This window comes from Rhizobium sp. 10N414 (genome assembly GCF_056394785.1).
Window position 1 is genome coordinate 15371 of record NZ_JBFTIN010000028.1, and the last position, 24954, is coordinate 40324.

The 24954-nt window shown below is 59.8% G+C and carries 25 protein-coding genes and 1 pseudogene; 18 read left to right on the forward strand and 8 right to left on the reverse strand.

Going from position 1 to position 24954, the window contains the following annotated elements; translation table 11 throughout:
- Positions 1-137 precede the first annotated feature (137 nt).
- The 7 genes from AC1DE4_RS22045 (at position 138) to AC1DE4_RS22075 (ending at position 5563) form a co-directional block, all read left to right on the forward strand.
- Positions 138-968 (forward strand): transporter substrate-binding domain-containing protein, encoded by an 831-nt coding sequence (locus tag AC1DE4_RS22045; protein ID WP_025661617.1) that lies wholly within the window; start codon positions 138-140, stop codon positions 966-968.
- Positions 969-1070: 102 nt separating this feature from the next.
- Entirely contained in the window at positions 1071-1514 is a 444-nt protein-coding gene (aroQ, locus tag AC1DE4_RS22050; RefSeq protein ID WP_477883035.1) for a type II 3-dehydroquinate dehydratase, read from the forward strand.
- Positions 1515-1523: 9 nt separating this feature from the next.
- Entirely contained in the window at positions 1524-2192 is a 669-nt protein-coding gene (locus AC1DE4_RS22055; RefSeq protein ID WP_477883037.1) for an amino acid ABC transporter permease, read from the forward strand.
- A 9-nt stretch (positions 2193-2201) separates the two neighbouring features.
- The gene (locus AC1DE4_RS22060; RefSeq protein ID WP_062369081.1) at positions 2202-2843 is read left to right on the forward strand and encodes an amino acid ABC transporter permease; all 642 of its coding nucleotides are present in this window, start codon (positions 2202-2204) and stop codon (positions 2841-2843) included.
- Between the two features lie 32 nt (positions 2844-2875).
- Positions 2876-3640: an amino acid ABC transporter ATP-binding protein gene (locus AC1DE4_RS22065; protein ID WP_477883039.1), complete on the forward strand. Its 765-nt coding sequence runs from the start codon at positions 2876-2878 to the stop codon at positions 3638-3640.
- Between the two features lie 19 nt (positions 3641-3659).
- Positions 3660-4736 carry a Gfo/Idh/MocA family protein gene (locus tag AC1DE4_RS22070; protein ID WP_477883041.1) on the forward strand — a complete coding sequence of 359 codons (1077 nt, stop codon included), beginning with the start codon at positions 3660-3662 and terminating at the stop codon, positions 4734-4736.
- Positions 4733-5563, forward strand: a complete 831-nt coding sequence (locus AC1DE4_RS22075; RefSeq protein WP_477883043.1) for a shikimate dehydrogenase family protein — start codon at positions 4733-4735, stop codon at positions 5561-5563. The genes AC1DE4_RS22070 and AC1DE4_RS22075 overlap by 4 nt, the downstream gene beginning before the upstream one ends.
- Before the next feature lie 87 nt (positions 5564-5650).
- On the opposite strand, the gene AC1DE4_RS22080 is transcribed toward AC1DE4_RS22075, so the two are convergent.
- The 7 genes from AC1DE4_RS22080 to AC1DE4_RS22110 all read right to left on the reverse strand — a co-directional run bounded on the left by AC1DE4_RS22080 (position 5651) and on the right by AC1DE4_RS22110 (position 11726).
- Positions 5651-6295, reverse strand: a complete 645-nt coding sequence (locus AC1DE4_RS22080; RefSeq protein ID WP_477883045.1) for an Isoquinoline 1-oxidoreductase subunit — start codon at positions 6293-6295, stop codon at positions 5651-5653.
- Positions 6295-8445, reverse strand: a complete 2151-nt coding sequence (locus AC1DE4_RS22085) for a xanthine dehydrogenase family protein molybdopterin-binding subunit (protein WP_477883047.1) — start codon at positions 8443-8445, stop codon at positions 6295-6297. Before AC1DE4_RS22085 ends, AC1DE4_RS22080 begins: the two co-directional genes overlap by 1 nt.
- A 4-nt stretch (positions 8446-8449) precedes the next feature.
- Entirely contained in the window at positions 8450-8905 is a 456-nt protein-coding gene (locus AC1DE4_RS22090; RefSeq protein WP_025661608.1) for a (2Fe-2S)-binding protein, read from the reverse strand.
- A gap of 190 nt (positions 8906-9095) precedes the next feature.
- Complete coding sequence (locus AC1DE4_RS22095; RefSeq protein ID WP_062369113.1) at positions 9096-9419, reverse strand: DUF6665 family protein; 324 nt, start codon at positions 9417-9419, stop codon at positions 9096-9098.
- Between the two features lie 79 nt (positions 9420-9498).
- Entirely contained in the window at positions 9499-9807 is a 309-nt protein-coding gene (locus AC1DE4_RS22100) for an MliC family protein (RefSeq protein ID WP_477883049.1), read from the reverse strand.
- Between the two features lie 335 nt (positions 9808-10142).
- Positions 10143-10559 (reverse strand): hypothetical protein, encoded by a 417-nt coding sequence (locus tag AC1DE4_RS22105; RefSeq protein ID WP_477883051.1) that lies wholly within the window; start codon positions 10557-10559, stop codon positions 10143-10145.
- 399 nt (positions 10560-10958) lie between these two features.
- Positions 10959-11726 (reverse strand): dienelactone hydrolase family protein, encoded by a 768-nt coding sequence (locus AC1DE4_RS22110; protein WP_477883120.1) that lies wholly within the window; start codon positions 11724-11726, stop codon positions 10959-10961.
- A 205-nt stretch (positions 11727-11931) separates the two neighbouring features.
- Here AC1DE4_RS22110 and AC1DE4_RS22115 point away from each other — a divergent pair, with 205 nt between their 5' ends.
- Positions 11932-12528, forward strand: coding sequence for an ankyrin repeat domain-containing protein (locus AC1DE4_RS22115; RefSeq protein WP_477883053.1), 597 nt, complete (start codon positions 11932-11934; stop codon positions 12526-12528).
- Positions 12521-13039, forward strand: a complete 519-nt coding sequence (locus tag AC1DE4_RS22120) for a YHS domain-containing (seleno)protein (RefSeq protein WP_477883055.1) — start codon at positions 12521-12523, stop codon at positions 13037-13039. The genes AC1DE4_RS22115 and AC1DE4_RS22120 overlap by 8 nt, the downstream gene beginning before the upstream one ends.
- 13 nt (positions 13040-13052) lie before the next feature.
- Here the strand turns inward: AC1DE4_RS22120 and AC1DE4_RS22125 are convergent, their stop codons facing one another.
- Complete coding sequence (locus AC1DE4_RS22125) at positions 13053-15224, reverse strand: adenylate/guanylate cyclase domain-containing protein (protein WP_477883057.1); 2172 nt, start codon at positions 15222-15224, stop codon at positions 13053-13055.
- Positions 15225-15551: 327 nt separating this feature from the next.
- On the opposite strand from AC1DE4_RS22125, the gene AC1DE4_RS22130 reads away from it, so the two are divergent.
- The 9 genes and pseudogenes from AC1DE4_RS22130 to AC1DE4_RS22170 all read left to right on the forward strand — a co-directional run bounded on the left by AC1DE4_RS22130 (position 15552) and on the right by AC1DE4_RS22170 (position 24822).
- Positions 15552-15794: a DUF3302 domain-containing protein gene (locus AC1DE4_RS22130; RefSeq protein WP_477883060.1), complete on the forward strand. Its 243-nt coding sequence runs from the start codon at positions 15552-15554 to the stop codon at positions 15792-15794.
- Positions 15791-16713, forward strand: a pseudogene (locus tag AC1DE4_RS22135) (HlyD family secretion protein). Before AC1DE4_RS22130 ends, AC1DE4_RS22135 begins: the two are co-directional and overlap by 4 nt.
- A 157-nt stretch (positions 16714-16870) precedes the next feature.
- Entirely contained in the window at positions 16871-18589 is a 1719-nt protein-coding gene (locus AC1DE4_RS22140; protein WP_477883062.1) for an ABC transporter ATP-binding protein, read from the forward strand.
- Between the two features lie 78 nt (positions 18590-18667).
- The gene (locus AC1DE4_RS22145) at positions 18668-19552 is read left to right on the forward strand and encodes a helix-turn-helix domain-containing protein (protein ID WP_477883064.1); all 885 of its coding nucleotides are present in this window, start codon (positions 18668-18670) and stop codon (positions 19550-19552) included.
- 188 nt (positions 19553-19740) lie between these two features.
- Positions 19741-21900, forward strand: coding sequence for a TonB-dependent siderophore receptor (locus AC1DE4_RS22150; protein WP_477883067.1), 2160 nt, complete (start codon positions 19741-19743; stop codon positions 21898-21900).
- A gap of 61 nt (positions 21901-21961) precedes the next feature.
- Positions 21962-22849: an ABC transporter substrate-binding protein gene (locus AC1DE4_RS22155; protein ID WP_477883069.1), complete on the forward strand. Its 888-nt coding sequence runs from the start codon at positions 21962-21964 to the stop codon at positions 22847-22849.
- Positions 22833-23249, forward strand: coding sequence for an iron chelate uptake ABC transporter family permease subunit (locus AC1DE4_RS22160; protein WP_477883071.1), 417 nt, complete (start codon positions 22833-22835; stop codon positions 23247-23249). Before AC1DE4_RS22155 ends, AC1DE4_RS22160 begins: the two co-directional genes overlap by 17 nt.
- Positions 23246-24070 (forward strand): iron chelate uptake ABC transporter family permease subunit, encoded by an 825-nt coding sequence (locus AC1DE4_RS22165; protein ID WP_477883073.1) that lies wholly within the window; start codon positions 23246-23248, stop codon positions 24068-24070. Before AC1DE4_RS22160 ends, AC1DE4_RS22165 begins: the two co-directional genes overlap by 4 nt.
- Positions 23956-24822 (forward strand): iron chelate uptake ABC transporter family permease subunit, encoded by an 867-nt coding sequence (locus tag AC1DE4_RS22170; protein ID WP_477883122.1) that lies wholly within the window; start codon positions 23956-23958, stop codon positions 24820-24822. Before AC1DE4_RS22165 ends, AC1DE4_RS22170 begins: the two co-directional genes overlap by 115 nt.
- Positions 24823-24954: the final 132 nt, after the last annotated feature.

Genomic DNA, 24954 nt, shown 5'->3' on the forward strand with positions numbered 1-24954 from the left:
ATTGGTCAAATCAAAAGTCTCATATGATTTTCAAAAACTCGGTTGATTTGCGCACGATCCTCTGGCAAAAAGCTGAACAGGCAGTCGGGAGAGGAAGACTGTTGGGTCCAAGCGACCGTTCAAAGGAGGAGGAATCAATGTTCAAGTCGATGCTGACGCGCCGAAACGCGATGCTGGGTGTCGCTGCTGTCGTGGCTGCGATCGGGCTCGCCACCCCCGCTGCCGCAGTCACCCCCGAAGAAATCAAGGCCAAAGGAAAGCTCGTCGTTGGCATTCAGGGCGACAACCCGCCATGGGGCTTCGTGACATCAGGCGGCAAGCAGGACGGCCTCGATGCCGATATTGCAACGCTTTACGCAAAGGAACTCGGCGTCTCTGTCGAGTTCGTGCCGTTGGAAGTCAACAACCGCATTCCCGCTCTGACAACCGGTCGTGTCGATGTTCTCTTCGCGACGATGGCCATGCTGCCGGAGCGTGCCAAAGCCGTTCAGTTCAGCAAGCCCTACGTTGCCAACGCCATCGTGCTGATTGCGCCGAAGTCCATGTCGGTCAAGACGAATGATGACATGGCCAATCTTTCGATTGGCGTTGCCAAGGGTGCGGCTCAAGATACCCAGGTCACCAAGAATGCACCCCAGAGCGCCACGATCCGCCGCTTCGACGGTGATGCGCCCAGCGTCCAGGCGCTTGTGTCCGGCCAGGTCCAGGCGCTTGGCGGCAACATCTTCTACATGGACCGTGTCGAAAAGGCTCGTCCGGGCGAGTTCGAAAACAAGCTTGAGTTCCAGAAGCTCTACAATGGCGCTTGCACGCGGCTTGGCGAGAAGGAAATCAACGCTTCGATCAATGCCTTCATCGACAAGATCAAGGCCAATGGCGAGCTCAAGAAGATCTACGACAAGTGGATGAAGGTGCCGGTTCCGGAATTCCCCGCGAGCCTCGAAGGCATTCCGTTCACCGCAAACTGAGCCACAGCGCGTAAGCAAAAGCAGACTGGCGGGCGTTTCGATGCCCGCCGACGGTGTCGCGACGCCGAACGCACGGCTTTGCGCGTTTCGAGGAGCGCAATCATGAACAAGACGATTTTTGTGCTCAACGGGCCAAACCTGAACCTGCTCGGACAGCGGGAGCCCGCCATCTACGGCACGACAACGCTTGCGGACATCAAGGAAAAATGCCTCGTCAAGGCGAACGACCTGGGATTCGACGTCGACTTTCGCCAGACAAATTTCGAGGGCGAACTGGTGGAGAGCGTGCATCAGGCCCGCAACGAGGCCTGCGGCATCATCATCAACCCGGCGGGCTACACGTTCACGTCGATTGCGCTACTCGACGCGCTGAAGACGTTCGATCACCCGAAGATCGAGCTCCACATTTCGAACGTGCATGCGCGCGAGAGCATCTACCATAATTCCCTTATCTCTCGCGTCGCGACGGCAATCATGATCGGCTTTGGAGCGGCTGGTTATGAATTGGCGATCCAGGCCATGGCTGGCATGGTCGGACGCGATTGAGGAGACGCGATGAACTACACGCTGGATTTCACGCCTGTCATTGACGGCCTGCCAAGCCTGCTGCTTGGCTGTCTCGGCACGTTGCTGCTTGCAATCTGTGGCATGCTGCTGGCAATCGTGATCGGCATAGGCGGTGTGGCCTTGCGGGATTCTCGCTACAAGCCGCTGCGCTGGCTGGTGATCAGCTTTGTCGAGCTCATCCGCAACACGCCGTTCCTGGTTCAGATCTTCTTCCTGTATTTCGCCCTTCCACTTGCAGGCATCAGGCTGGATCCGACGCCAACGGCGATCATTGCTCTTGGGATCAACGGCGGCGCCTACGCCATCGAGATTATCCGCGGCGGCGTCCAGTCGATCTCCAAGGGCCAGATGGAAGCCGGCCTCGCTCTTGGTCTGCACAAGACGCAGGTCTTCCGGCTGATCATCCTCAAGCCGGCGCTCAGGGCGATCTATCCCTCGCTGACCAGCCAGTTCGTATTGCTGACGTTGTCGACCAGCATTGCCTCGGCAATTTCTGCCTATGAGCTCACCTCGGTTTCGCAGCGCATCGAGTCCGAAAGCTTCCGCAGCTTCGAGGTCTATTTCACGGTGACGGTTTTCTACCTCGTCATTTCCTGGCTGATGATGCGCCTCTTTGCGTTCTTTTCGGCACGTTACTTCACCTATCCGGTCAAGTAGGAGCAATCGATGGGCAGCGAAGAATTCGTCTTCCTTCTGATCGGTCTGAAATGGACCGTCGTCTTGTCCGCGGTTGGCTTTGTCTGCGGATGCATTGCCGGGCTTGGTGTGGCGCTCGCCCGGACTTCGGAAATTCCGCTGCTGGAGCGAGTGACGGCCGGCTACATCGCGGTCTTCCAAGGCACTCCTCTCCTGATGCAGCTTTTCGTGGTTTATTACGGTCTTGCCCTCATCGGCTTCAAGCTCGATGCCTGGGTGGCAGTTGCCATCGGTCTGACCCTGCATGCCAGCGCCTATCTGGGCGAAATCTGGCGCGGCTCGATCGAAGCGGTTCCGCGCGGCCAGAGCGAGGCCGCAAGAGCACTCAGCCTCAAATATGTCTCGCGCATGAGGGACGTGATCCTGCCGCAGGCACTGCGCATCTCGCTGCCGGCAACGATCGGTTTCCTGGTGCAGTTGATCAAGGGAACCTCGCTCGCCTCCATCGTCGGCTTCACGGAGCTTACCCGCGCCGGCAACATCATTTCCAACCAGATCTTCGAGCCGCTGACGGTCTTCGGGATCGTGGGCGCACTGTATTTCCTGATGTGCTGCCCGCTGACGATCTTCGGTGCCCGTCTTGAACGGAAGTTCGCCGCGGCATCGCGGTGATCTCCGGCGCCGACCACGAAAGAGACGGAACCATGAACAGTCCTTCGCCCGCATCGACCGCCGAGACCATGATCACCATGAGCCACGTGGAGAAATGGTATGGCGCCTTTCAAGCCCTGCACGACATCAACCTGTCCGTTCGCAAGGGCGAGAGAATCGTGCTCTGCGGCCCCTCCGGCAGTGGAAAATCGACGCTCATCCGCTGCATCAACCATCTGGAGACCTATCAGAAGGGCGAAATCCGCGTCGGCGGCATCCTGCTCGGAAACCAGGCAAAGGCGATCGATGCGATCCGCCGCGAAGTCGGCATGGTCTTCCAGCAGTTCAATCTCTTTCCGCATCTGACCGTGCTGCAAAACTGCATGCTGGCCCCGATGCGGGCGCTTGGCGTCGGAAAGGCGGAGGCCGAAGACCGCGCACGTTCTCTGCTTGCCCGGGTCAAGATCCTCGAACAGGCCGGCAAATATCCTGTGCAGCTTTCCGGCGGCCAACAGCAGCGTGTCGCGATTGCGCGGGCGCTCTGCATGCGGCCGAAGATCATGCTCTTCGATGAGCCAACCTCGGCACTCGATCCGGAGATGGTCAAGGAAGTCCTCGACACCATGATCAGCCTTGCTGACGAAGGCATGACGATGGTCTGCGTGACGCATGAAATGGGCTTCGCCCGGCAAGTTGCAAACCGCGTCATTTTCATGGCGAGCGGCGCGATCGTCGAGGAAGCGCCACCGGGGGAATTCTTCACCAACCCCCGCCATGAGCGCACACGCAAATTCCTCGGTGAAATCCTGCGCAACTAGGATCTGTGAGGGAATTTTCATGTCAGCACAATCGCAGACGCCTCCCCTGAAGATCGCGGTGATGGGTGCCGGTCTTATCGGAAGGCGCCATATCGAAGGCATTCTGGCCGAGCCGCGCACGACACTATCGGCCGTGATCGATCCCTCCGATGCCGGGCGCGACTTTGTGACAAGCAAGGGTGCTGCATGGTTTTCAACGTTTGCCGAAGCCATAGCACGCGACCGACCGGACGGCGTCATCGTTGCCACCCCGAACCAGCTTCATGTCACCAACGCCCTTAATGTCATCGCCGCAGGAATTCCGGTCCTTGTCGAAAAGCCGATTGCTGACAAGGCGCAAGCAGCGGTGGCTCTTGTCGCTGCAGGTTCAAAGGCAGGTGTCCCTATCCTCGTTGGTCACCATCGCCGCCACAACCCGATGATACGACAAGCAAAGCAAATCCTGGACAGTGGTCGGCTCGGCAAGATCCTGACCGTTCAGGGAACATTCTGGGTTGCCAAGCCGGACGGTTACTTCGATGTCTCCTGGCGCCGGGAGGAAGGTGCAGGGCCAGCCTTCATCAACCTGATCCATGACGTTGATCTCTTCCGTTATTTCTTCGGAGAGGTGGACGCTGTCCATGCGATGGAAACGAATTCGGTCCGCATGCACTCCGTCGAGGATAGCATTGCTATCCTGCTTCGTTTCGCGAGCGGTGTCCTTGGAACGTTAAATGCATCCGACGCCGTCCCGTCTCCCTGGAGCTTTGAGATGACGACGGCAGAGAATCCCGCCTTTCCGCAGCAGGATCAATCTTGCTACCAGATTGGTGGGACCGGGGGATCGCTCGCCATTCCCCAGCTTGCGCTTTGGACCAATGCGTCGAAACCGGATTGGCTGGAGCCGCTTGTCAAAGAGCGCGTGCCATTTGAACCTGCCGACCCGCTGGCGATACAGCTTCGTCACTTCTGCGACGTCATTCGCCGCGAGGCAGAACCGCTTGTTAGCGGAGCGGAAGGTCTCGCCACCTTGCGCGTCATCGAGGCGATCAAGTCATCCGCGCGCTCGGGCGAAACGATCCAGCTGGGTGAACGCAGCGTGAGGCCCCTGATATGATCACCGGAACCACAAAGCTTATCGCGCACCTCGGCTATCCGACAGAATCCTTCAAGGCACCCCTCATCTACAATCCCTATTTCGAAAAGAGCGGCATCGACGCTGTCGTCGTACCGATGGGCTGCAAGCCGGAAGACTATCCTTCGTTTCTCAAGCTTATCTTCAGGCTCTCGAACATCCATGGTGCCCTCATCACCATGCCGCACAAGATTACGACGATCGGATTGCTCGATGGGGTCTCGACTAACGCCAAGGTTGCCGGCTCCTGCAATGCCGTACGACTTCAGCCGGATGGCAAGCTAATCGGCGATATGTTCGATGGTGAAGGCTTTGTCCGCGGCTTGTTGCGCAAGGGACAACGGGTGGCGGGAGCCCAGGTGCTGATCGTGGGTGCTGGCGGCGTCGGCTCCGCGATCGCTGCCTCGTTGGCAGGAGCCGGCGCGCGACGGATTGCGCTTTACGATGACAACCCGGCTACGTCAGCGGGACTCGGCAACCGGCTGAAGACACACTACCCAATGACTGAGGTGAGCATGGGTTCAACCGATCCAGCCGGTTTCGACATCGTCGTCAACGCGACCCCCCTCGGGATGCGCAAGGACGATCCCCTGCCGCTTGACGTATCGCGCCTTTCACCCACCACTTTCGTCGGCGAAGTCGTCATGAAAGAGGAAATCACGCCGTTTCTCGCGGCAGCCCGCGAACGGGGGTGCGCCTTTCAGGTCGGGACGGACATGCTGTTCGAGCAAATACCGGCCTATCTGGAGTTCTTTGGCTTTCCCACGACGAGCGCAGAATACCTGCGGTCGATCGCACAACTTCCATAGGAAAGCTGTCGCAGGAACCAGTAGCAGGTGCAAACTGCTTGCAACTGGAGAGCCGAAACGGGCCCTGTTGCCGAAGGCGGCAAGAGATCAATCGGGACATTCGGCACCTGTGTTCGTCCACGCGGCGATCAGGGCGGCAAGTGCCTCCTGTGAGCCTGGAGGTGTGCTACGTCCCGCGCCCGGATGCCATGCCCACCCTACCAGATGGTCTTCACCCATGTGGCGAACGAGATCGGCATGAGACCGATTGCCGTTCCGGCTCGTGTCTTTCACCTGCCTGCATATTTCACCCACCGTTAGCCCTTGCCATGCCATACTGGCCGGTGCCAGCGACCAGTGCGCATTGCCCGGAATGGATTTCAGGCGGCTGCCAACAATCGGACGGTTCTCAGCACCGTGGCACGTGCTGCAGGCAAGCCCCGCCGGGCCCAACGGACTTTGGCTGGCGTTCATCAATGGCACATGCGGATGTTTGTCTTCACCTTGCGTCGGGCTACGCGTCGCCGGGTGGCAGTTGATGCAGCGCGGATGCGTCAGGACCCGGCTCGCCTCTTGAAAGATGGCCTTCGAGCGCGCGCTGGTGTCCGCGATGGCGTCAAAGTCGGAGACGGCCTTGAGGGCTCCGCCGTCCGATGTTTCGGCGTAGCCGTCCAGGGGGCCGACAAGGGCAGCAATAGCAGCCGTGCCGAGAATGGCGGCTAACGGCACAGCGACGATCCGCTTCTTCACCATCACACCCTCCGCAAGTCGTTCTGGTCGATGGGCAGCGATCGCAACCGCTTGCCGGTTGCCATGAAGATCGCATTGAAAAGCGATGGCGCGACACCTGGTGTGCCGACCTCCCCTATGCCACCTGGGGCCTCGGAACTCGGCACGATGTGGACCTCGATCTTCGGCGTCTCGTATATTCTGAGAACCGGAGAATCGTCGAAGTTGCTTTCCACGACAGCACCATTGCGGACCGTGATGCGACCATAGAGGGCTGCACTCAGCCCGTAGATGATGCCGCTCTGTATCTGGGCTTCCACCGTGTCAGGATTGATCACCTGGCCGCAATCGACGGCACAAACGATACGGTCGGTCTTGAGCGTGCCGTCCTCTCCGACGCTTACCTCCGAGATCGTGGCAGCAAAGCTACCAAAATCCTCCGAAATGGCGATACCTCTTCCCTTTCCCTGCGGAAGGGTGGTTGACCAACCGGCCTTCTCTGCCGCGAGATTGAGCGCTGCGAGGAGACGCGGCTTATGCTGAAGCAGCCGCCTGCGGTATTCGAGCGGATCCATGTTCGCGGCGTGGGCCAACTCGTCAATCCCGCCTTCAATGACGGGGATGTTGCGTGTTGCGCCGACGCCGCGCCAGTTGCCCGTCAGCATTCCATCAGGCGCCTCGTGTCGGGCGAATTCCGTATATTTGTTAGGGATTGCATAGGGCGACTCCGCGCCGCCCATACTATCGAGGTCAATACCGTCGCGGGTGAAGGCCGGCAGCCAGCGCGCCATGACGGACGGCCCAATCACCCGGTGCCGCCAGGAAACGGGCATGCCGTCGGCACCGAGTGTTGCCGTGAGCCTGCTGTAGTTGAGATAGCGGTAGCAGTCGTGGCGGATATCTTCCTCGCGGCTCCAGGTGACCTTGACCGGGCCCTGCACCTGCTTGGCGATCTTCGCCGCCAGAATGACGCCGTCGACATCAAGCCGGCGCCCGAAGCCGCCGCCCAGCAGATGATTGTGTACGATGACCCTGTCCAAGGGCAGCCCCGTCACATCGGCGACCGCCTGCCGCGCACGTCCTAGGACCTGGGTTCCGACCCACACGTCGCAACCGTCGGTTCGGACGTGGAGCGTGCAGTTCATTGGCTCCATCGCCGAATGTGTGAGGATCGGCAGGCGGTAGATGAACTCAACGGGAGGTCCGTGCTCGGCCTCCGCCTTGGCGACGTCGCCTTCATTTATGTGTGGCAGAGCATTGCCGCTGACGGCATCTTCCATGCGCTTCTCGAGATCGGCAAGCGAGAGATCCCCGCTGACGCCTGGATCCCATTCAAGGGAAAGTGCTGCCAGCCCCTTGCGTGCGGCACCCGTGTTGTCGGCCACGACCGCGACTGCATCCTCAATGCGCACGACCTGCTTGACGCCCTTTACCGCCATGGCCGGTCCGTCGTCGACCGAACGCAGCTTGCCGCCAAAATGGGGACAGATGGTGATTGCGGCGTAGGACACGCCTTCCGGACGGGCATCGATACCGAACTTCGCCGTACCGTTGACCTTCTGCGGACTGTCCAGACGCTTGATAGATTGGCCGATCAGCTTGAAGCTCGACGCAGGCTTCAACGGCATTTCCTGCGGAACAGGCTCCGACGCAGCAGCCTGAATCAGGCTGCCATAGGTAGTCCGGCGGTCACTCGCCGTATGGACGACGTGTCCCGCCTCGGCTTTGCAGCTATCCGGTTCCACGCCCCAACCACGGGCTGCAGCATTCACCAGCATGATGCGCGCAGCGGCTCCCGCCTTGCGCATCTGGTCGTAAACGGCGCGAATGGCAAGGGAACCGCCAGTGATCTGATCGCCCAGCAAGGGGTTCGAATACCGCGTGGGATCGGCAGGCGCATGCTCGAGAACCACCTGATCGAGAGGGACTTCCAGCTCTTCCGCCAACAGCATCGCAACCGAAGTGTAGATCCCTTGTCCCATCTCTACGGAGGGCATGACCAGGACAATCTTGCCTTCGGCAGGGATCCGAATGAAGGCGTTGGGCTCAAACGCCTCTGCTGCATGTGAGGGCGAAGGCCGTAGGCCAATGACAAGGCCCGCTCCCGTTAGCGATGCGCCGATCAGAAAGTGCCGGCGTGAGACGGAAAGGTTGATTTTGTCGTGAAGAGACATCGCATCACCCCGCCGCAGCCAGCTTGATCGCGGCTCGAATGCGCGGATACGTGCCACATCGACAGATATTTCCGGCCATGACCGCATCGATATCATCGTCTGTCGGCGACGGATTTGCCGCCAGCAGCGCTGTCGCGGACATGATCTGTCCAGACTGACAATAACCGCATTGAACGACATCGATGTCGAGCCAGGCTTTCTGGATCCGTGCGCCTTCGGCAGTCTCGCCAATCGCCTCGATGGTGGTGATCGACTTGGACACCGCATCTGCCACCGGCATCACGCACGACCTGACTGGCACGCCATCGACATGCACCGTGCAAGCACCGCACATGGCAATGCCACAGCCGAATTTCGTTCCGGTGAGACCTATGCTGTCGCGAAGGACCCATAGAAGTGGGATATCGCCATCAACATCGACGGCGTATTTCTTACCATTCACCTCGAGATCGTAAGACATACAACTACCGGCTGAAAGCCGTCCCCCAACGCACATGCAGCTCAGGCAAGCTAGCAGCAAAGCGGGGAAATCCGCCAGTTACATTCTTGTGAAGGTTAGGATACGGCGCAACCACAGGGAACATGGTCGGCAGCCTCGGCCATTGCAGAACTCGCGAGGGCGCAACGCCAGGTTCCGCGATGCATGCTTGTCATTTGTGGGCTGCGCCAAGCCTTGCAAGAACCTCGCCGGGTATCTGATAAAGCCTTATGACATCCCTATCATTGTGGAAGCCGCACATCTCGCGCTGGATGAACAAGGCCCAGACGGCGTCGGAAGCGTCATCGAGGAGGGTTTGCCTGTCGGTCCCGCAATTGGTCTCCGGCGACCAGGAGGCAAGCCTTGCCAACGCGGCCTCCGTCTTGCGGCCCTGGCGGCCCAATGCGTCCGCCCGCGCGGAAGCGAGTTCGTATTCCAAGGGGCTCAACCCGGTGCTCGACTGTCCTGAGATTGATCGTGGCGGCCTGAGACTCACGATTGCCTCCTTTTCCCGGATATTCAGTTCACCCTGCACCGTGCGATGCGGCGACCTTCCCCGACGCCTGGCAACAGGCTCAGTCGGTGTGACATGTTTCTCGCTTCCCTTCGCGCGTCAATGTGGCTTCCTTGCCCTTGATCCAGAATTCCATATCGCTATTGGCGTAACGGCCGCCATCGGCCGAAACGACCTGCGGCAGTATGATCAAGCGTCGTGCGCCCGCAAAGACAAGGATGACACTTCCCGGCGAAACGGTGGGTGAGGAAAAAGTTGCGCTGAGACGCGTACCGGTCGAGCACTCGTAGTGCGCTTCGATCGGGCYTGGACTGGCCGCGAAAGCCGGAAGCGCAACAAGCGCAAACATCACGGTCGTCCTCGCGGGCATCACACCTCCTTGGCCGGGCGGACACATTTTCATCTAGTCGAGCCAAATCTAACGCGGCGACGCTCGTGAAGGAAGAGGTGCGTCCCTAGCTGCGTGGGCGCGCCAGAAATAGCACCGGGCCCACATTTCGACGGTGTTCTCATAGAAATGTCGGACCGGACAGCGCCGCGGCGCCGTCCGCCCCCGCAGCGGACTTCCGGTAAAACCTGGAGCTGCGAGAAGGCATGGGCAGGTGGCAGTATCACCCTTGCCCGATGATATAGTCCCGTCCTCGTCAAAGGTTTCACCCGCTGCCGGCGGCGGCCAGCAGCGTCGCTGCGACGGATACACCGTACTCAGAACCGGCCGCGTATTTTGTCGTAAAGGTCGCGCATATCATCGAGCGCGCGGTCATAAGTGGACTGTCGCGCCGAGGCTTGCAATCGCCCGGCGATCGTTAAACCGAATATCGCAGCGACGGCGGCAACTGTCACCAGGCTGGATACGGGATATAACTTTACGGTCGCTTTTGTCTGTCGGACAGCTACACTAGCGCCGGTCTTGACGGCCGCAGAAGCGTCGGCCACTTGCCTGCGAAGGATCTCCACCTGCGACCGGAGAAGGCCGATCTCCTCATCGGCATTGAACTCGGGTTGCGGGCGAATTCCGATGGAAGCCGTGTTTACGTCAACGACGGCGCGCGGCACTGGCTCGCCGATCTTGGCGCCGTCAGCAACGAGAGGTCTCGTGGTGGTCTTTTTTTCCGCGGGCATTTTTCTTCTCCGTCCAGATGGTGCTCGAAGAGCGCATAGTGAAATCGGACAGATACGCCTCGCGGCCGCAGATTGTTCCAATCTAATCAGATCGGCTCGCAAAGTGGAACGAGCTTGTACTCGTGCAGAGCTTGCGGTTCGTCTTGAAGTTCAGAAAGGGCGGGTACTTGCCGTCACTAAACGAGCCGGGCTTTCTTACGGCATTAGAGACGTTTCCGGGACTATTGGTAACCAGTGTTCATGAGCCGCCAGGGCATTGATCTCGATCGCTCCACTGTGGCCGATCGGGTGCTGCCGAGACGTTCGGCAGGTTCTACGTGCCAATTCCGCCCGCACCGCAGAAGCGCAGACAGCAGTCCACGTCGTTGCCGCCTGATCGTCGCAGCTGGCGAGGCTTACTCAAGACACATGCAAAGTCACCTTCAGAAACTCGATCGTACGCGACCAGGCTAGCTTTGCTGCTCCGGCTGAATAGTGCGCGCTGTCGTTGTCGTCGTCAAAGCCGCGCTCCGTGTTCTCATAGCTGAATATCTCAGCTTTCAGCCCCCTCCGCCTTACAAGATCGACAAACGCCGGAATCTCGGGATCTACGAACTGGTCTTTGCCCGCCAGGTTGAGGAGGAGAGGCGTCTTGATCGTCCCAGCATTCGTGATCGACGGCGGGTGTCCGTAGAAGATGACCGCGCCGTCGAGATCGGTTCCTTTGGTGACAAGGTCATCTATCGCCGTCGCGCCGAGGCCAAAGCCGACCGCGCCAATCTTCCCGTTACTAACGCTGTTGGATTTCAGCCAGCTTAAGGCCAATCGGGTATCAGCGAGCATATCCGACCTCGTCTCCATGCCCACCGTTTCGAGGGCGGGACCACGCTCGCTCGGAGTCCCCCCAAAACGCGACGCATAGTCAGGTGCCAAAGCAACGAAACCATCGAGTGCCAGACGCCTGGTGACTTCCTCGAGGTGCGGCGTCAGACCCAACTTGTCATGAACCACCACTACACCAGGGTGAGGCGCGGTGTCGTCGGGGCGGGCAAGATAACAATCAAGTTGGCCCCAATCCGTATCAAGAGCCGGTCTTTCGGTGTGCAGTCGCCGGACGTCGCTTTGGATTTGGGCCGCTCTCGCAAACCCCTCGGCATCAAGGGAGGGCAGCGTTGCCATGGCTGCCATGCCGGCCACGTATCTCGCCGTCTCTAGAAGAAACGCCCGGCGCTTCATGTGCATCCATCTCCGCCCACGATATACTAGCGCAAACTTCCAAACGCGGTAACCACAGCGTGCGGCTTGCGATCGCTCGAAGTCGACCACGACGAGCGTCCGCCTATCCTATGAGTGGGCGCTGTGGTATTGTTTCGCGAAACTCCGAGGTGAAGCCATGCGCCGGTTGCTTGCATCGGTAGCGTTGTTTTTCGCAGCGACAGTAACGGCCGCGACCGATCCCTTGTTCGACGCCGTCTCGGAAGGAAACGCCATAGCCGTCGAGCGGTCACTGGCCGCAGGGGCTAATGTCGACAGCCGAACGAGAGACCAGGCAACACCCCTTATCAATGCCGCGCTCGGCGACCAGCTCGCTATCGTGGGCTTGCTGATCGGCAAGCACGCCGACGTCATGGCTCGGAACGCTGGCGGTTTCACCGCTCTTCATGCTGCTGCGTACGCGGGAAGCGTACCGATCAGCAAGCTGCTGCTCGACCACGGAGCGGTTCTCGACGATGCGTCCAACAAAGCGGGGGTTACTCCGCTGATGATTGCTGGCGAACAGAACCACGTCGCCCTTGCCGAGTTCCTGTTGGCCAAGGGGGCCGATGCAGCCCACGCCGAGTCCCACGGTTACACACCAATCGCCAGGGCCATATGGAAGGGCAACTTCGACATCGTCAGGCTGTTCAAACGACATGGCGTGGAATGTCCTCCGCTCAGCGTTCTACGGGAAAAAGAGTTTTATGAGAAATGCATGGAAATCCATGATTGAAGAGGAGGCGAAGATGCACTCTGGAAGCGGAAAACAATGCCTTCGTTTTTTAGCAGCCGTCGGCCTCGCCGCATGGGCTGTTGGAGGATCTCCGGCGATGGCGGACGACTCGGTGAACACGGGCTACTTCGGCGGCGTTGCCATCATGGGTTACGACACGGTCGCCTACTTCACCGAAGGCAAAGCGACAAAAGGCTCGGATAAATTCACCTACGACTGGCTGGGCACACCGTGGCATTTCGCCAATTCAAAGCACCGCGAGATGTTCATGAGCGAGCCGCTTAAATACGCACCTCAGTACGGCGGCTACTGCACGGGCGAGGTTAGCGACGGCTCCGTCACAGTCAACGTCGACCCTGAAGCCTTTAAGATCGTCGACGGCAAGCTTTACCTGATGTATGACAAGACGGACGCGGAGGGCTTTGCCGCCAATCCGGCGGATATCGTGGCAAAGGCAGATGCCGCATGGCCGAAGGTCGCCGCCGATCTCGAGCGGGATCAGTATCACTGATACCGAGCGACAGCTAATCAGCGGCCGAAAAGTAAAAGACCTTGGACGAGTTCACGTAGGCGTAGCTCGTTCCGTCGGCGGGATTGGCGTGTCTATAGACCGGACCGCAGTCGGGCTGGCCGAAGGCGTTTTCGCTTTGCTCGCAAAGGAAGTCGCCTTTGACGGAAACCGTCTCGGTCATCATCTGGGTTGGCGAGCGGAATGCGGCCTTGCCGTCCATCTGGACCTGCATGATCGCAGGGCCTTTAGATGGTTCGGTCTTACCGCGAAGGACCTTGCCCAGGACGGTAGAAGCGATTTCTCCACCCATCAGCCGCGATTGCTCGTCTCCATGGAAGCCGAACGGCCACTCAGGCAGGCCAGCATCGCGCAGCGCGTCCAGGGTAAACGAAAGATCCTCACTTCTCAAATTGGCATTTGCGAGCCGCCATCCGGCGAGGCACTCGCGGCCGCCCCGTAGCCGTGATAGTTCCTTAACAGTCGCACGGGCGTCCTCGATGCGGCCAGCGCGGACATATGCCATGACGAGGGGAGTGATGAAGTCGCCGTTGTTCTCGGAGCTATCACGGGCGCGTTGGAAGCTGTCGGTCGCCTTCTCGTAGTCATGCTGGAGAAAATACACCATTCCGGATGTGTATCTGTCGATGGCGGAGGGATTCGGATCGTACCTTAGAGCTGTCTCGACAGCAGCGGCGGCGTCGGCGTGCTTGCCCCAGACCAATTGAACATATGCGACCGCCATATGGGCCTCGGAATTTGCCGATCCAAGGGCGACGGCCTTCTGCGCCGAGGCGATCGCCTGCTCGTATCGTCGGTCCACAGCCTGCATGATGGCGAGGACAGCATACGGTGACGGAAGCTCGGGATCGAGCGCAAGAGCGCGGCTCGCCTTGTCGTAGGCCCTTTTGCGCGCCAGCGCGCTCTGAAGCACGTCGTCGTATGCCATGCGCCAAACGAAGGCGCTTGCGTGCGCATCGGCCGCGAACGCTTCCGCGAAGCTGCCGTCCAATTTTTCCGCCTTGTCAAAAAGCGCCAGGGCCTCGAGCATCCGAGAACGGCGTCCGGTACGGGCCGCCTGCTCGGCACGCAGATAGTAGTCATAGGCTTCGAGATTTGCGGTCGGAGGACGGGAGATGCGTTCGCTCTCGCTGCGGGTGAGCTTCAATCCGAGGGCATCGGCGATCTGCCGACCCATCTCGTCCTGCACCTGAAACACGTCCGCCGCGCCACCGTCAAACCGATGCGCCCACAGATGGTTTCCGCTGAAGGTATCGATCAGTTGCGCGTTGACGCGGATCAGGTCGCCGCTCCGCTGCACGCTGCCCTCGACGACGAAGCGGACGCCAAGGTCATGCCGTATCTGCTTCAGGTCGTGGGACTTGCCTTTGTAGGGAAACACGGAATTCTGGGAGATGACGTCAAGGTTCGAAAGCGTTGCGAGATCGGTAATCAGATCGTCCGTGATGCCATCGGCGAAGTAGTCCTGAGTCTGGTCGTCGCTCAAATTGGCAAAGGGCAGCACTGCCAGAGATGGCCGTTGTGCTGAGGCGGTCCATTGCCAGACGAAAGCCGCAGCGACAGCGATGAATAGCGTTGCGAGCGCTGCGAGTGCTGACAACATCACGACCCGCGTCGGCCGAGGGGCGAGGATGACCGTGCCGGTCTTGGCCGGGTCAAGCAGAACTCGATAGACGCGAACCGGGTCTGCTATGTTTCTCAACCGCTGCTCGCCTAGAGCCGCGAAGCCGACATCGACCTTATGCGCCACGTGGTCGAACGCAGTGCCTGATATGAGAATGCCACCAGGTTCTGCCTTTCCCTGTAGACGGGCGGCTATGTTGACGCCGTCGCCATAAATGTCGTCACCTTCTACGATGATGTCGCCAAGATTGACACCGATGCGAAACCGAATGCGTTTGTCCTCCGGAACGCCGTGGTCACGATCGGGCATTTCGCGCTGGATAACGGCTGCGCATTGGACTGCGTCCACGACGCTGGGGAATTCGACGAGTGCCCCATCGCCCATGAGCTTGATGATACGTCCATGGTGTTTTTCGATTGTGGAATCGATCAGCTCCCGGCGGCAGGCCTTCAGCCGTTCCAACGTGCCGGACTCGTCCAACCCCATGAGACGGCTATAGCCGACCACGTCAGCGGAAAGTATCGCGGTGAGACGCCTCTCCATCCTCTGCCCGCCTTTTGATACGGGGAGCGAAGGATATTACCACGACGAGGGCGAACAGGCACCGCAACGTCCGTTGTATGCTGTAGCGTCGGCTAGCGACCATCTTGGTTTGGCCGCCGTCGACGACGTCGAGGCCACGAATAGCAGCTCCGAAATCCGAGGCCGTGTTCGGCTTTTCAGACGCACGAGGACTCTAGCCAATGCGTTTGTCCAGACGCCCATCTCAATAGTCAGGCGAGCAGCGTTTACGAGTGCGTTTACCGTTGTGTACTCCCGTTACGGCTTGAACGAGACCAGGCTTCCGCAGGATCAAGAAGAGATGACATCATGATCATAGATATCTTCGCCTGGATCGTGCTCGTCGCGCTGACGGCCAGCACTGCTTTCGTTATCGTCTTTATGGCGATGCTTCCCAGCATCATCGCCAAGCGCCGGAACCATCCCTGGAAGGATGCGGTCACCGTCGGCGGCTGGGTTACGCTCTTTTTCGGCTTCGCGCTTTGGCCCCTCGTCCTGATCTGGGCCCATGTTGACGTTCCGCATGCCTCGAAGCCGGAGGCACTGCGATGATCGTCGTCCTTCTCAACGTCTATCTTGTTATTCTCTTTTGCCTGGTGAAATTCCGGATCGTACCGTTCAATCTGTTCTGGAAAGTCTCGCCGGTCCTGGTCCTTCTGTTCCTCCTCATCGGCCTGTTCGTCCCAATGGGCTGGGGCGCGCCGCAGGGCAAGGTGCTGGTGGTACGCAATTCGGTCGCAATCGTCCCCGATGTCGCCGGGGAGGTCACGGAGGTGCCGGTGGTAGCCAATACCCCGCTCAAGGCCGGCGACATTCTCTTCAAGATCGACCCATTGCCCTATCAAGCGAAGCTCGACGCCTTTCAGGCACAGCTGGACCTCAACAAGCAACGACTGGCAGAGACGACACGGCTGCAGACAAGCGGTGCCGGTAGAACCTATGACGTCGAGCAGCGCCAGGCCGAGGTCGAACAGCTGACGGCCCAAATAGCGGGCGCTCAATGGGATCTCGACAAGACGGTGGTGCGTGCGCCGGCTGACGGCTACGTCACCAATCTTGCGCTTCGCAAGGGAGCGCGTGTTACCAGCCTGCCGTTGTCTCCAGTCATGGCGTTCATTGACACCTCGGACACGATCATCGGGGTTGAGATTCCGCAGATCAACGCGCGCTATATCGAGCCTGGCCAGATTGTGGAGGCAACTTTCAAGTTCGCGCCAGGTAAGGTCTATACTGGCAAGGTCGAAAGCGTGATCCAGGCCGTCGCCAGCGGCCAGGCCCGAACGTCAGGCACGGCAATCGCACCCACGGCCATTCAGAGCCTGCCGTTTGTCGTTCGCATTCGTCTCGATGATCCGGCTCTTGCTGCCGCCCTGACGCAGCAATCTTTACCGATCATGTCAAGGCAGCGCATGTGATCCGCCGCGTCTTGCTTCGCCAGGTTGCGATCACCAATTACATCAATCCGCTGTAACCTGGCCTTTTGTGGGCTCGAACCGCTTCGTATTGCTTTTGGTCGCGCAACGCTCTATCAGCCGGGCGGCTCCACAATATGGAGAAATCCAGTCATGTTTTTACGATGCGGGCTCTTGGCCGACCAGTCCAATCCCCATTCGTTTGCGAGTATTTGAATGCTGCGTCGCTTCTTCTCCTATTACCGGCCCTATCGAGGCCTTTTCATTCTCGATTTCTCCTGTTCCATTGTTTCGGGGCTGCTCGAACTCGGCTTTCCCATGGCCGTGAAGTTGTTCGTCGACCGGCTTTTGCTCAGCCAGGAATGGCTGCTGATCCTGCTAGCGTCTGCGGCCCTTCTTGTTATCTATGTGATCAACACCGGTCTGATGGCGGTCGTCACCTATTGGGGCCATATGCTCGGCATCAATATCGAAACCGACATGCGTCGTGCGGCGTTCAATCATATACAGAAATTGTCGTTCAGCTTTTTCGACAACCAGAAGACCGGGCACATTGTCGGGCGGCTGACAAAGGATCTTGAGGAGATTGGCGAAGTCGCCCATCACGGGCCCGAGGATCTGTTCATCGCACTGATGACCTTTGCCGGCGCCTTGCTGCTGATGTTCTCGGTCAACTGGCAACTGGCGCTGATAACGGCTGTCGTCGTGCCGCTGACGGCCTGGGTGACGAGCCACTTCGGTAGCCGCATGACCCAAAATTTCCGGCGCCTCTTTGAGCGGGTTGGCGACTTCAATACGCGGATCGAGGAAAATGTCGGCGGTATCCGCGTGGTGCAGGCCTTCGCCAACGAGAACCACGAGCGCACACTTTTCGAAAAAGACAATCAGAGCTACCGGCGCGTCAAGCTCGACGCCTACAAGCTCATGGCAGCGAGCAGTTCGCTGAGCTACATGAGCATGCGGCTGACGCAGATGGTGGTGATGATCGCCGGCGCCTATTTCGTGCTTTCCGGTACGCTGACGGCCGGCGGCTTCATCGGCTTCCTGCTTCTGGTTGGCGTCTTTTTCCGTCCTGTCGAAAAGATCAACTCGGTCATTGAAACCTATCCAAAGGGAATCGCCGGTTTTCGCCGGTTCACCGAGCTTATCGATACCGAGCCGGATATCGCCGATGCGCCGGACGCCATTGCGGTTGATCACCTCAAGGGCGCCATCGCCTATGAGGATGTCTCTTTTGGATACAATCCGGAAGCGCCCGTGTTCGAGCATGTCGATCTGACGATCGATGCCGGAGAAACGATTGCCTTCGTCGGCCCTTCGGGGGCCGGAAAGACGACTATCTGTTCGCTGCTGCCGCGTTTCTACGAGGTCGGCGGTGGCCGCATCACGATTGACGGCGTCGACATCAGGGACATGACAAAGGTGTCGCTGCGCCAACAGATCGGCATCGTACAGCAGGACGTTTTCCTCTTCGGCGGCACGATTCGCGAGAACATCGCCTACGGCCGTCTGGGCGCCAGCGAAAGGGACATCCTCGAAGCCGCCAGGCGGGCGAGGCTGGAAGAGATGCTTGCGGGCCTTCCCGCCGGTCTCGATACGGTCATCGGCGAGCGCGGCGTCAAGCTTTCAGGCGGCCAGAAGCAGCGCGTCGCGATTGCCCGCATGTTCCTGAAGAACCCTCCGATCCTGATCCTCGACGAAGCGACGTCTGCTCTCGATACGGAGACGGAACGAGCAATACAGCGATCGCTGAGCGAATTGTCTGAGGGACGCACGACGCTGGTCATCGCTCATCGGCTTGCCACCATCCAGGGCGCGGATCGCATTGTCGTCGTCGACGCCAACGGAATTGTCGAGCAAGGCACCCATCAGGACCTCATCGCCAAACGCGGCGCATACAACCGTCTGCATGACGCGCAGATGAGGAGCCACTGAAAAACAAAAACGTGGCGATTGATGCGATGCAATAAACTTGATAATTACGCACATGTTTTACGCCTACAGGACATCGCCATGACATTTCAGCCGCGCATGCAGAACGCGATCGAGGGTTTCTCGGTCGTTGGCGGGCTCAGGCGTCGCAACTGGAACGGCATTACCGCCGATCTCTGGGATGTCGAGTGCAGCGCTTACGCGGGTGGTCACTACGTGGCGCGCGATCCGCGCCTCTTCATCCTTCTCGACCATCTCGGACGCGGCCGCCCCTTCGTCAAGCTTTCCTCGACCGCCGCCGGCGCTCCCCAAGACCGACGGGCGAGCCCGATTTCCTATATCCCGGCGGAGATGGAGCTCTGGGTAGACATCAGAGAGGTGCAATCGATGCGCCATCTCGATATCCATTTCGATGCCGACGTCCTCGGCCAGCGGCTGATGGAGGATATCGATCCGCAGAAGCTGAAGGATCCGCAGTTGCTCTTTTTCGACCAGCGGATCATGGCCCTCGCAGAGCTCATCGCTTCGGAGATTGCAAGCGCTGCTCCACTCCACGATCTCTATGGCGACGGCCTGGCGCTTTCACTGCTGATCGACGTCCTGAAGATGGCAAAGACGCCGCCGCGCAAACGCGGTGCCCTTGCTTCGTGGCAGTTGCGGCGCGCCACCGAGTTCATCGAGGACAACTGCGCCCGCAACATACGTCTCCACGAGCTGGCGGAACTGACGGGGCTATCGCAGTCGCATTTCAGCCATTCGTTCAAGGCCTCAACCGGCACGAGCCCGCATGATTGGCAAATGAACGCCAGGCTCGAGCGAGCCAAGCAGCTGCTCCGCAATGAGGCACAGGCGTTGACAGCCATCGCCGTAGAGACCGGCTTTTCCGATCAGGCGCATTTCACCCGTGTCTTTCGCAAACATGTCGGCACGACACCGGCTCGTTGGCAGAGATCGCAGTGCAAGTGATGCATTTTTGCAAAGATCTGCCCACGAATTTTGGAAACGCCCAAAATCATTCAATCGCCACCGATCGCGCCAAGCCTGGCCATTAAATTTGAGTTAATCGCTCATCTTATTAAGCCGACGCCTAACGGCCGCCGACGAATAGCATGAGTGGGGTCTTTGGAATGCATGAAGTAAAAGGTTTACAGCGCATGCGACGCGCTCTGGGCGCGAGCGTAGCGATGATTGGTCTTTGCGCCGCAGCGGCGGCGCAGGCAGAGAGCGCCGACACAGCGCTTGCGCCGATCGTCGTTCAGGGCCAGAGCGTCGGCAACGGCGCTATCGGGCCGGTAAAGGGCTACGTCGCCAAGGAAACGACGACGGGATCCAAGACCGACACGCCGCTCAACGAAGTCCCGCAGGCTGTGTCCGTCATCGGAAGGCAGGAAATGGACGACCGCGGCGTCGTCAACAAGGTCGACGAGGCCTTGCGCTATACGCCCGGTGTCACGGCTGCTCCTTTCGGTGTCGATGCCGACACCGACTGGATTTACATTCGCGGTTTCGACGCGACGCAGACTGGCGTCTATCTCGACGGACTGCAGCTCTTTACCTATGGCTTCGGTGGCTTCCAGATCGATCCCTTCATGCTGGAGCGGGTTGAGGTACTGAAGGGTCCGGCATCGGTGCTCTATGGCGGAGGCAACGCTGGCGGCATCGTGAATTATGTCCGCAAACGCCCCACGGACGAGCCGTTCTACTACACCGAGGCAGGCATCAACACCGACGGAAATGCCTTCACCGGCTTCGATATATCCGACAAGCTTGGCCAAAGTGACACGGTAACCTATCGCCTCACCGGCAAGATCGCGGGTGGCGACAACTATTCGGACTTCTCCCACGACCTGCGCGGATTCGTCATGCCGCAGGTGACCGTCTCGCCCGACGATGGCACGACGCTCACGGCCTGGGCCTATGCGGGAGCGCTTAATCAGGTTCACGTCGGCAACGGATTTTTCCCCTATGTCGGGACCGTGGTCGATGCTCCATTTGGCAAGATCGATCGCGCCTTCTTCCCTGGTGAACCGGACATCGATACCGGCAGATATGACCAGCAGATGGGGGGCTACGAGTTTGAACACGAGTTCGACAGCGGCATCAAGTTCTCATCGAATGCCCGCTATGGCCACCTGCAGAAATACGAGGTGGGTCCCTACGCCTACGGCTATGTCAATACAACGGACCCTCTCGATCCGGGCTATTTCCAGCTCAATCGTCTCGGCTTCGAAGGGCATTCCGAGGTCGACACGTTCGCAATCGACAACCATCTGGAAGGCGACTTTCAGACTGGCGCCCTCGATCACGAGGTCACGGTCGGCCTCGACTACAAGTACTATCAGCTCGACAACGTGCAGGCATCCACGCTCGCCACGTCTATTGACCCGGTCAACCCCGTCTACGGTGCCCCCCAGCCGATCAACCGGATTTACAGCAACCAGCTGATCACCCAGCAACAGCTCGGCATCTACGCCCAGGACCAGATCCGCTTCGACGACGGCTGGCTCATTACGCTCAACGGGCGCTACGATTTCGTCAATACCGACACCGACAACCGCCCGACGGCCTACAGTTCGACCTATAGCAGCTATAGCTACGACAACTCGGCGGCCAGCGGTCGCATCGGCATCGCCTACGAATTCGACAATGGTCTCACGCCTTACGCCAGCGTGGGCACCTTCTTCAATCCAACGGTCGCTCCGAGCGCCACCCCGAACAATGAACCGGAAGAAGGCGAGCAGTACGAAATTGGCCTGAAGTACGACCCGACCTTTATCGACGGCACATTCACGGCCTCGCTCTTCCAGTTGAACCGTCGCAACGTCGTCGTGACTGACCCGGCGACTTTCCTTGCCAATCAGATCGGCGAAGTCGAATCCCGCGGTATCGAGCTGGAGGCCAAGGTCAACCTCAACGACAATTGGAAGCTTCTCGGCTCGATCTCCTACACCGATCTCGAAGTGAAGGAGGACATTGTCGCAGCCTATGTTGGCAAGAAGCCATATCTAGTACCCGATACGACCGCCGCACTGTGGGTCGACTATACCGTAACGCAGGGCGCACTGGAGGGTGTCAGCGTCGGAGGCGGCGTGCGTTACCAGGGCGAAAGCTGGGCAGATCGGCTGAACACGTTGAAGGTTCCTGATGCAACCGTGTTTGACGCGGCGATCCGATACAAGAAGCAAGGCTGGGAAGGCTCCGTCAACGTTACCAACCTTTTCGACAAGGAATATGTGAAGGGCTGCGGCGGCGAATTCACTTGCGGCTACGGCGACGCGCGCACCGTATGGTTCAAGTTGAGCAAGACCTGGTAACCCGTTGTTTTGATGATCGCTTTCAGGGAGGCCCGGCTTGGGCCTCCCTTACTGACTGGAGATGAAATTGAGCGCAGCACGGCTCACACGCAGGACCTTTCTGGCCGGAGCAGCCACGCTTGTCGGAGGCGTAGCGCAAGGTCAGCCGTTCCAGCCGAGGGTTGCCACGCTCGACTGGGCGCTCCTGGAAACGCTGCTCGCGATCGGCGCCAATGTGGTCGCGGCAACGGAACTACGCCAGTTCCGACAGGTCGCCGTAACGCCTGAAGTGCCTGATACGGTCGCCGATCTCGGACTTCGCGGGACGCCGAACCTGGAGGTCCTGCGCTTCGCGCGCCCCGACGTGATCTTCAATTCCAACTTCTACGCCTGGGCCGATGCGCTGATGAGCCGTATCGCCACGGTCGAAAGCCACGCGATATACATGCCGGGAAAGAGCCCGTACAGGCTGGCCGAACGGGCAACGCTCGCGATCGGAGAGCGTCTGGCGCTTCCGGCGGCCGGAAAGCTGGTGGAAGGTCTCGCGGCAAAACTCCATCGCTACAAGTCTCAATTCGCCGCCAACGGCGATGGACGTTCCGTCCTGCCGATCAATCTCGGCGATGCCCGCCACTACCGGGTGTTCGGTTCCGACAGCATGTTCGGCGAGGTCTTGCAGCGCGTCGGCATTGCCAATGCCTGGGCCGGTGCCACCAGCTACTCCGCTACGGCACCTGTCGGCATCGAGACCTTGGCATCCATGCCGGACGCATGGATCATCCTCATTCCGCCGCATCCGCAAGACGCGTTCGAAGCCCTCACCGGAAGTGCATTCTGGAAGGCTCTTCCGGCCGTGCGGGAGAACCGCGTCCTGACCCTCGGTTCGGTCAACCCCTATGGCGCGCTTCCAGCCGCAGGTCGCTTCGCTGACTTTCTCGCCGAAGGATTTTCCCGTGTCCGAAACGGCTAGCCTTTCCATACCGCATATATGTTCACGCAAAGCGATCATCCCGGCCTTGGCGCTTGCCTTTGCATGCGTTGCAGCTTTTGCCCTGCTTTTGATCTTGCGCCCTCAGGTGCCTGGCGATCCCGAGCAAGCCAAGGCGCTTGATGCCATCCTTTTCTGGAGCAGCCTCATGCCGCGGGCTGCGATCGCGCTGGTGTCGGGCGCAGCACTCGGCCTTGCAGGCGCACTTCTGCAGCGCATTCTGCGCAACCCGATAGCCGACGCCTCGACGCTCGGTATCGCTTCTGGCGCACAACTGGCACTGACGCTTGGTTTGAGCATCTCGCCCATCCTGGCCGGTGTCTCGGCGAACTTGTCGCCTTTGCCGGTGGCCTTTGCGCCGTTGGCCTTGTGCTCGCCTTGAGCTGGCGCCGCGGTCTCGATCCGGTCACCGTTGCAATCTGCGGCATGATCGTCAGCATGGTTGCAGCCTCGCTCAGCGTCACGGTGATACTGGCGCGGGGCGAATATGCCATGTCGATCCATATCTGGGGCGCCGGTGCCCTCAACCAGCAGGATTGGGACGGCGTGGCTTCGCTTGCACCCCAGCTTGCTGCTGGCATTCTCGCCGCTCTGCTTCTCTTCAGGCCGCTCAATGTGCTTGCCTTGGACGATGCGAGCGCCAAGGGTCTCGGCGTTTCGCTGCACGCCGTACGGTTCGCGGTCCTGATGATTGCCGTATGGCTTTCGGCCTCCGTTACGGCCACAGTCGGCATCATCGGTTTCCTCGGGCTTGCCGCACCCGCGATTGTGCGGCTCTGCGGCGCCCGCACCACGCGTCAGGTGATGACGACGGCGCCCCTTGCCGGTGCTGCTGTGCTGTTTCGCAGTTGCTTGGTCCCGGCTTTTCCGACCTTGCGCCGACAGGAGCTGCTACCGCCCTCATCGGTGGCCCTCTGCTGCTGTTTTTGCTGCCGCGCGTGCACGGTCGGGCGGTGCCCACGTCAACGTCGAACGGGACCGCGCGACGTCTGTCGCGTCCGGCATTGGCGCTTCTGCTCCTCGGCGTCGCCCTTCTGGTTGTCTTCCTGGCTGTTCTTGTCGTTGGACCGACCGATGGCGGCTGGCAAATTGCCGTCGGCTCGCTACTCTCAGATCTTTTGCCATTCAGGCTGCCGCGGATTGTCGTGGCCGCCGGAACAGGCGCAATGCTCGGCGCGGCCGGCTTCGTCATGCAGCGCGTGACCGGCAACCCGCTCGCAAGCCCCGAAGTGCTCGGTGTCTCTTCCGGTGCCGGGGCTGGACTGACGGTGACGCTGTTCGTATTCGCCTTCCCTTCTCCGGCGATCATGATCGCCGGCATGTCGCTTGGCGCACTCGTCTCGTTCCTGGCCATGATCGCTATTGCGCGACGCGCTGGCCTATCAGCGGACGTGCTCCTGCTTTCAGGCGTCGCCATCAGCGCTTTTTGCCTTGCAATCATCAGCGTGGTGCTTTCGCAAGGCGACATGCGAAGCTACATTCTCCTGACCTGGATTTCGGGCTCGACCAACCGCGCCGGCACGTTCGAAGCCTGGACCGCGATCATCTCACTGGCTGTTCTGCCAGCACCGCTTTTCCTGATGACACGCTGGTTCGCCATCTTGCCGCTTGGCGCGGGGCTGGCGCGCAGTGTCGGACTTCGCGTCACATCGACACGGTTTCTGCTTGCCGCACTCGCCGCGGCAATGACGGCGATCTCTTCCTTCCTCATTGGACCGCTCAGTCTGACCGGCCTGATCGCACCCCACTTGTCGCGGTTGATCGGCTTTCACCGGAGCCGCGACCATCTGCTCGCAGCCATGCTTGTCGGCGCCGGTCTACTCGTACTGGCCGACTGGTTATCCCGCGTCATCATATACCCCTACCAGGTGCCCGTCGGCCTGTTCGCCGCGCTGATCGGAGGGCCATATCTTCTTTGGCTTCTCGGTCGAAAGGAACCGCTTGCCTCACTCTAGTCGTCGCGGCGCTCCAACTGTGCCAAGAAGATCAATTGCACACGGCAACATCGACCAAGGCTACATTCCGTAACGGCAGGCCCGATGCATCCGCGCGCAAGTGTGGTGTCAGCTGTCGCCGCCAACCGATTG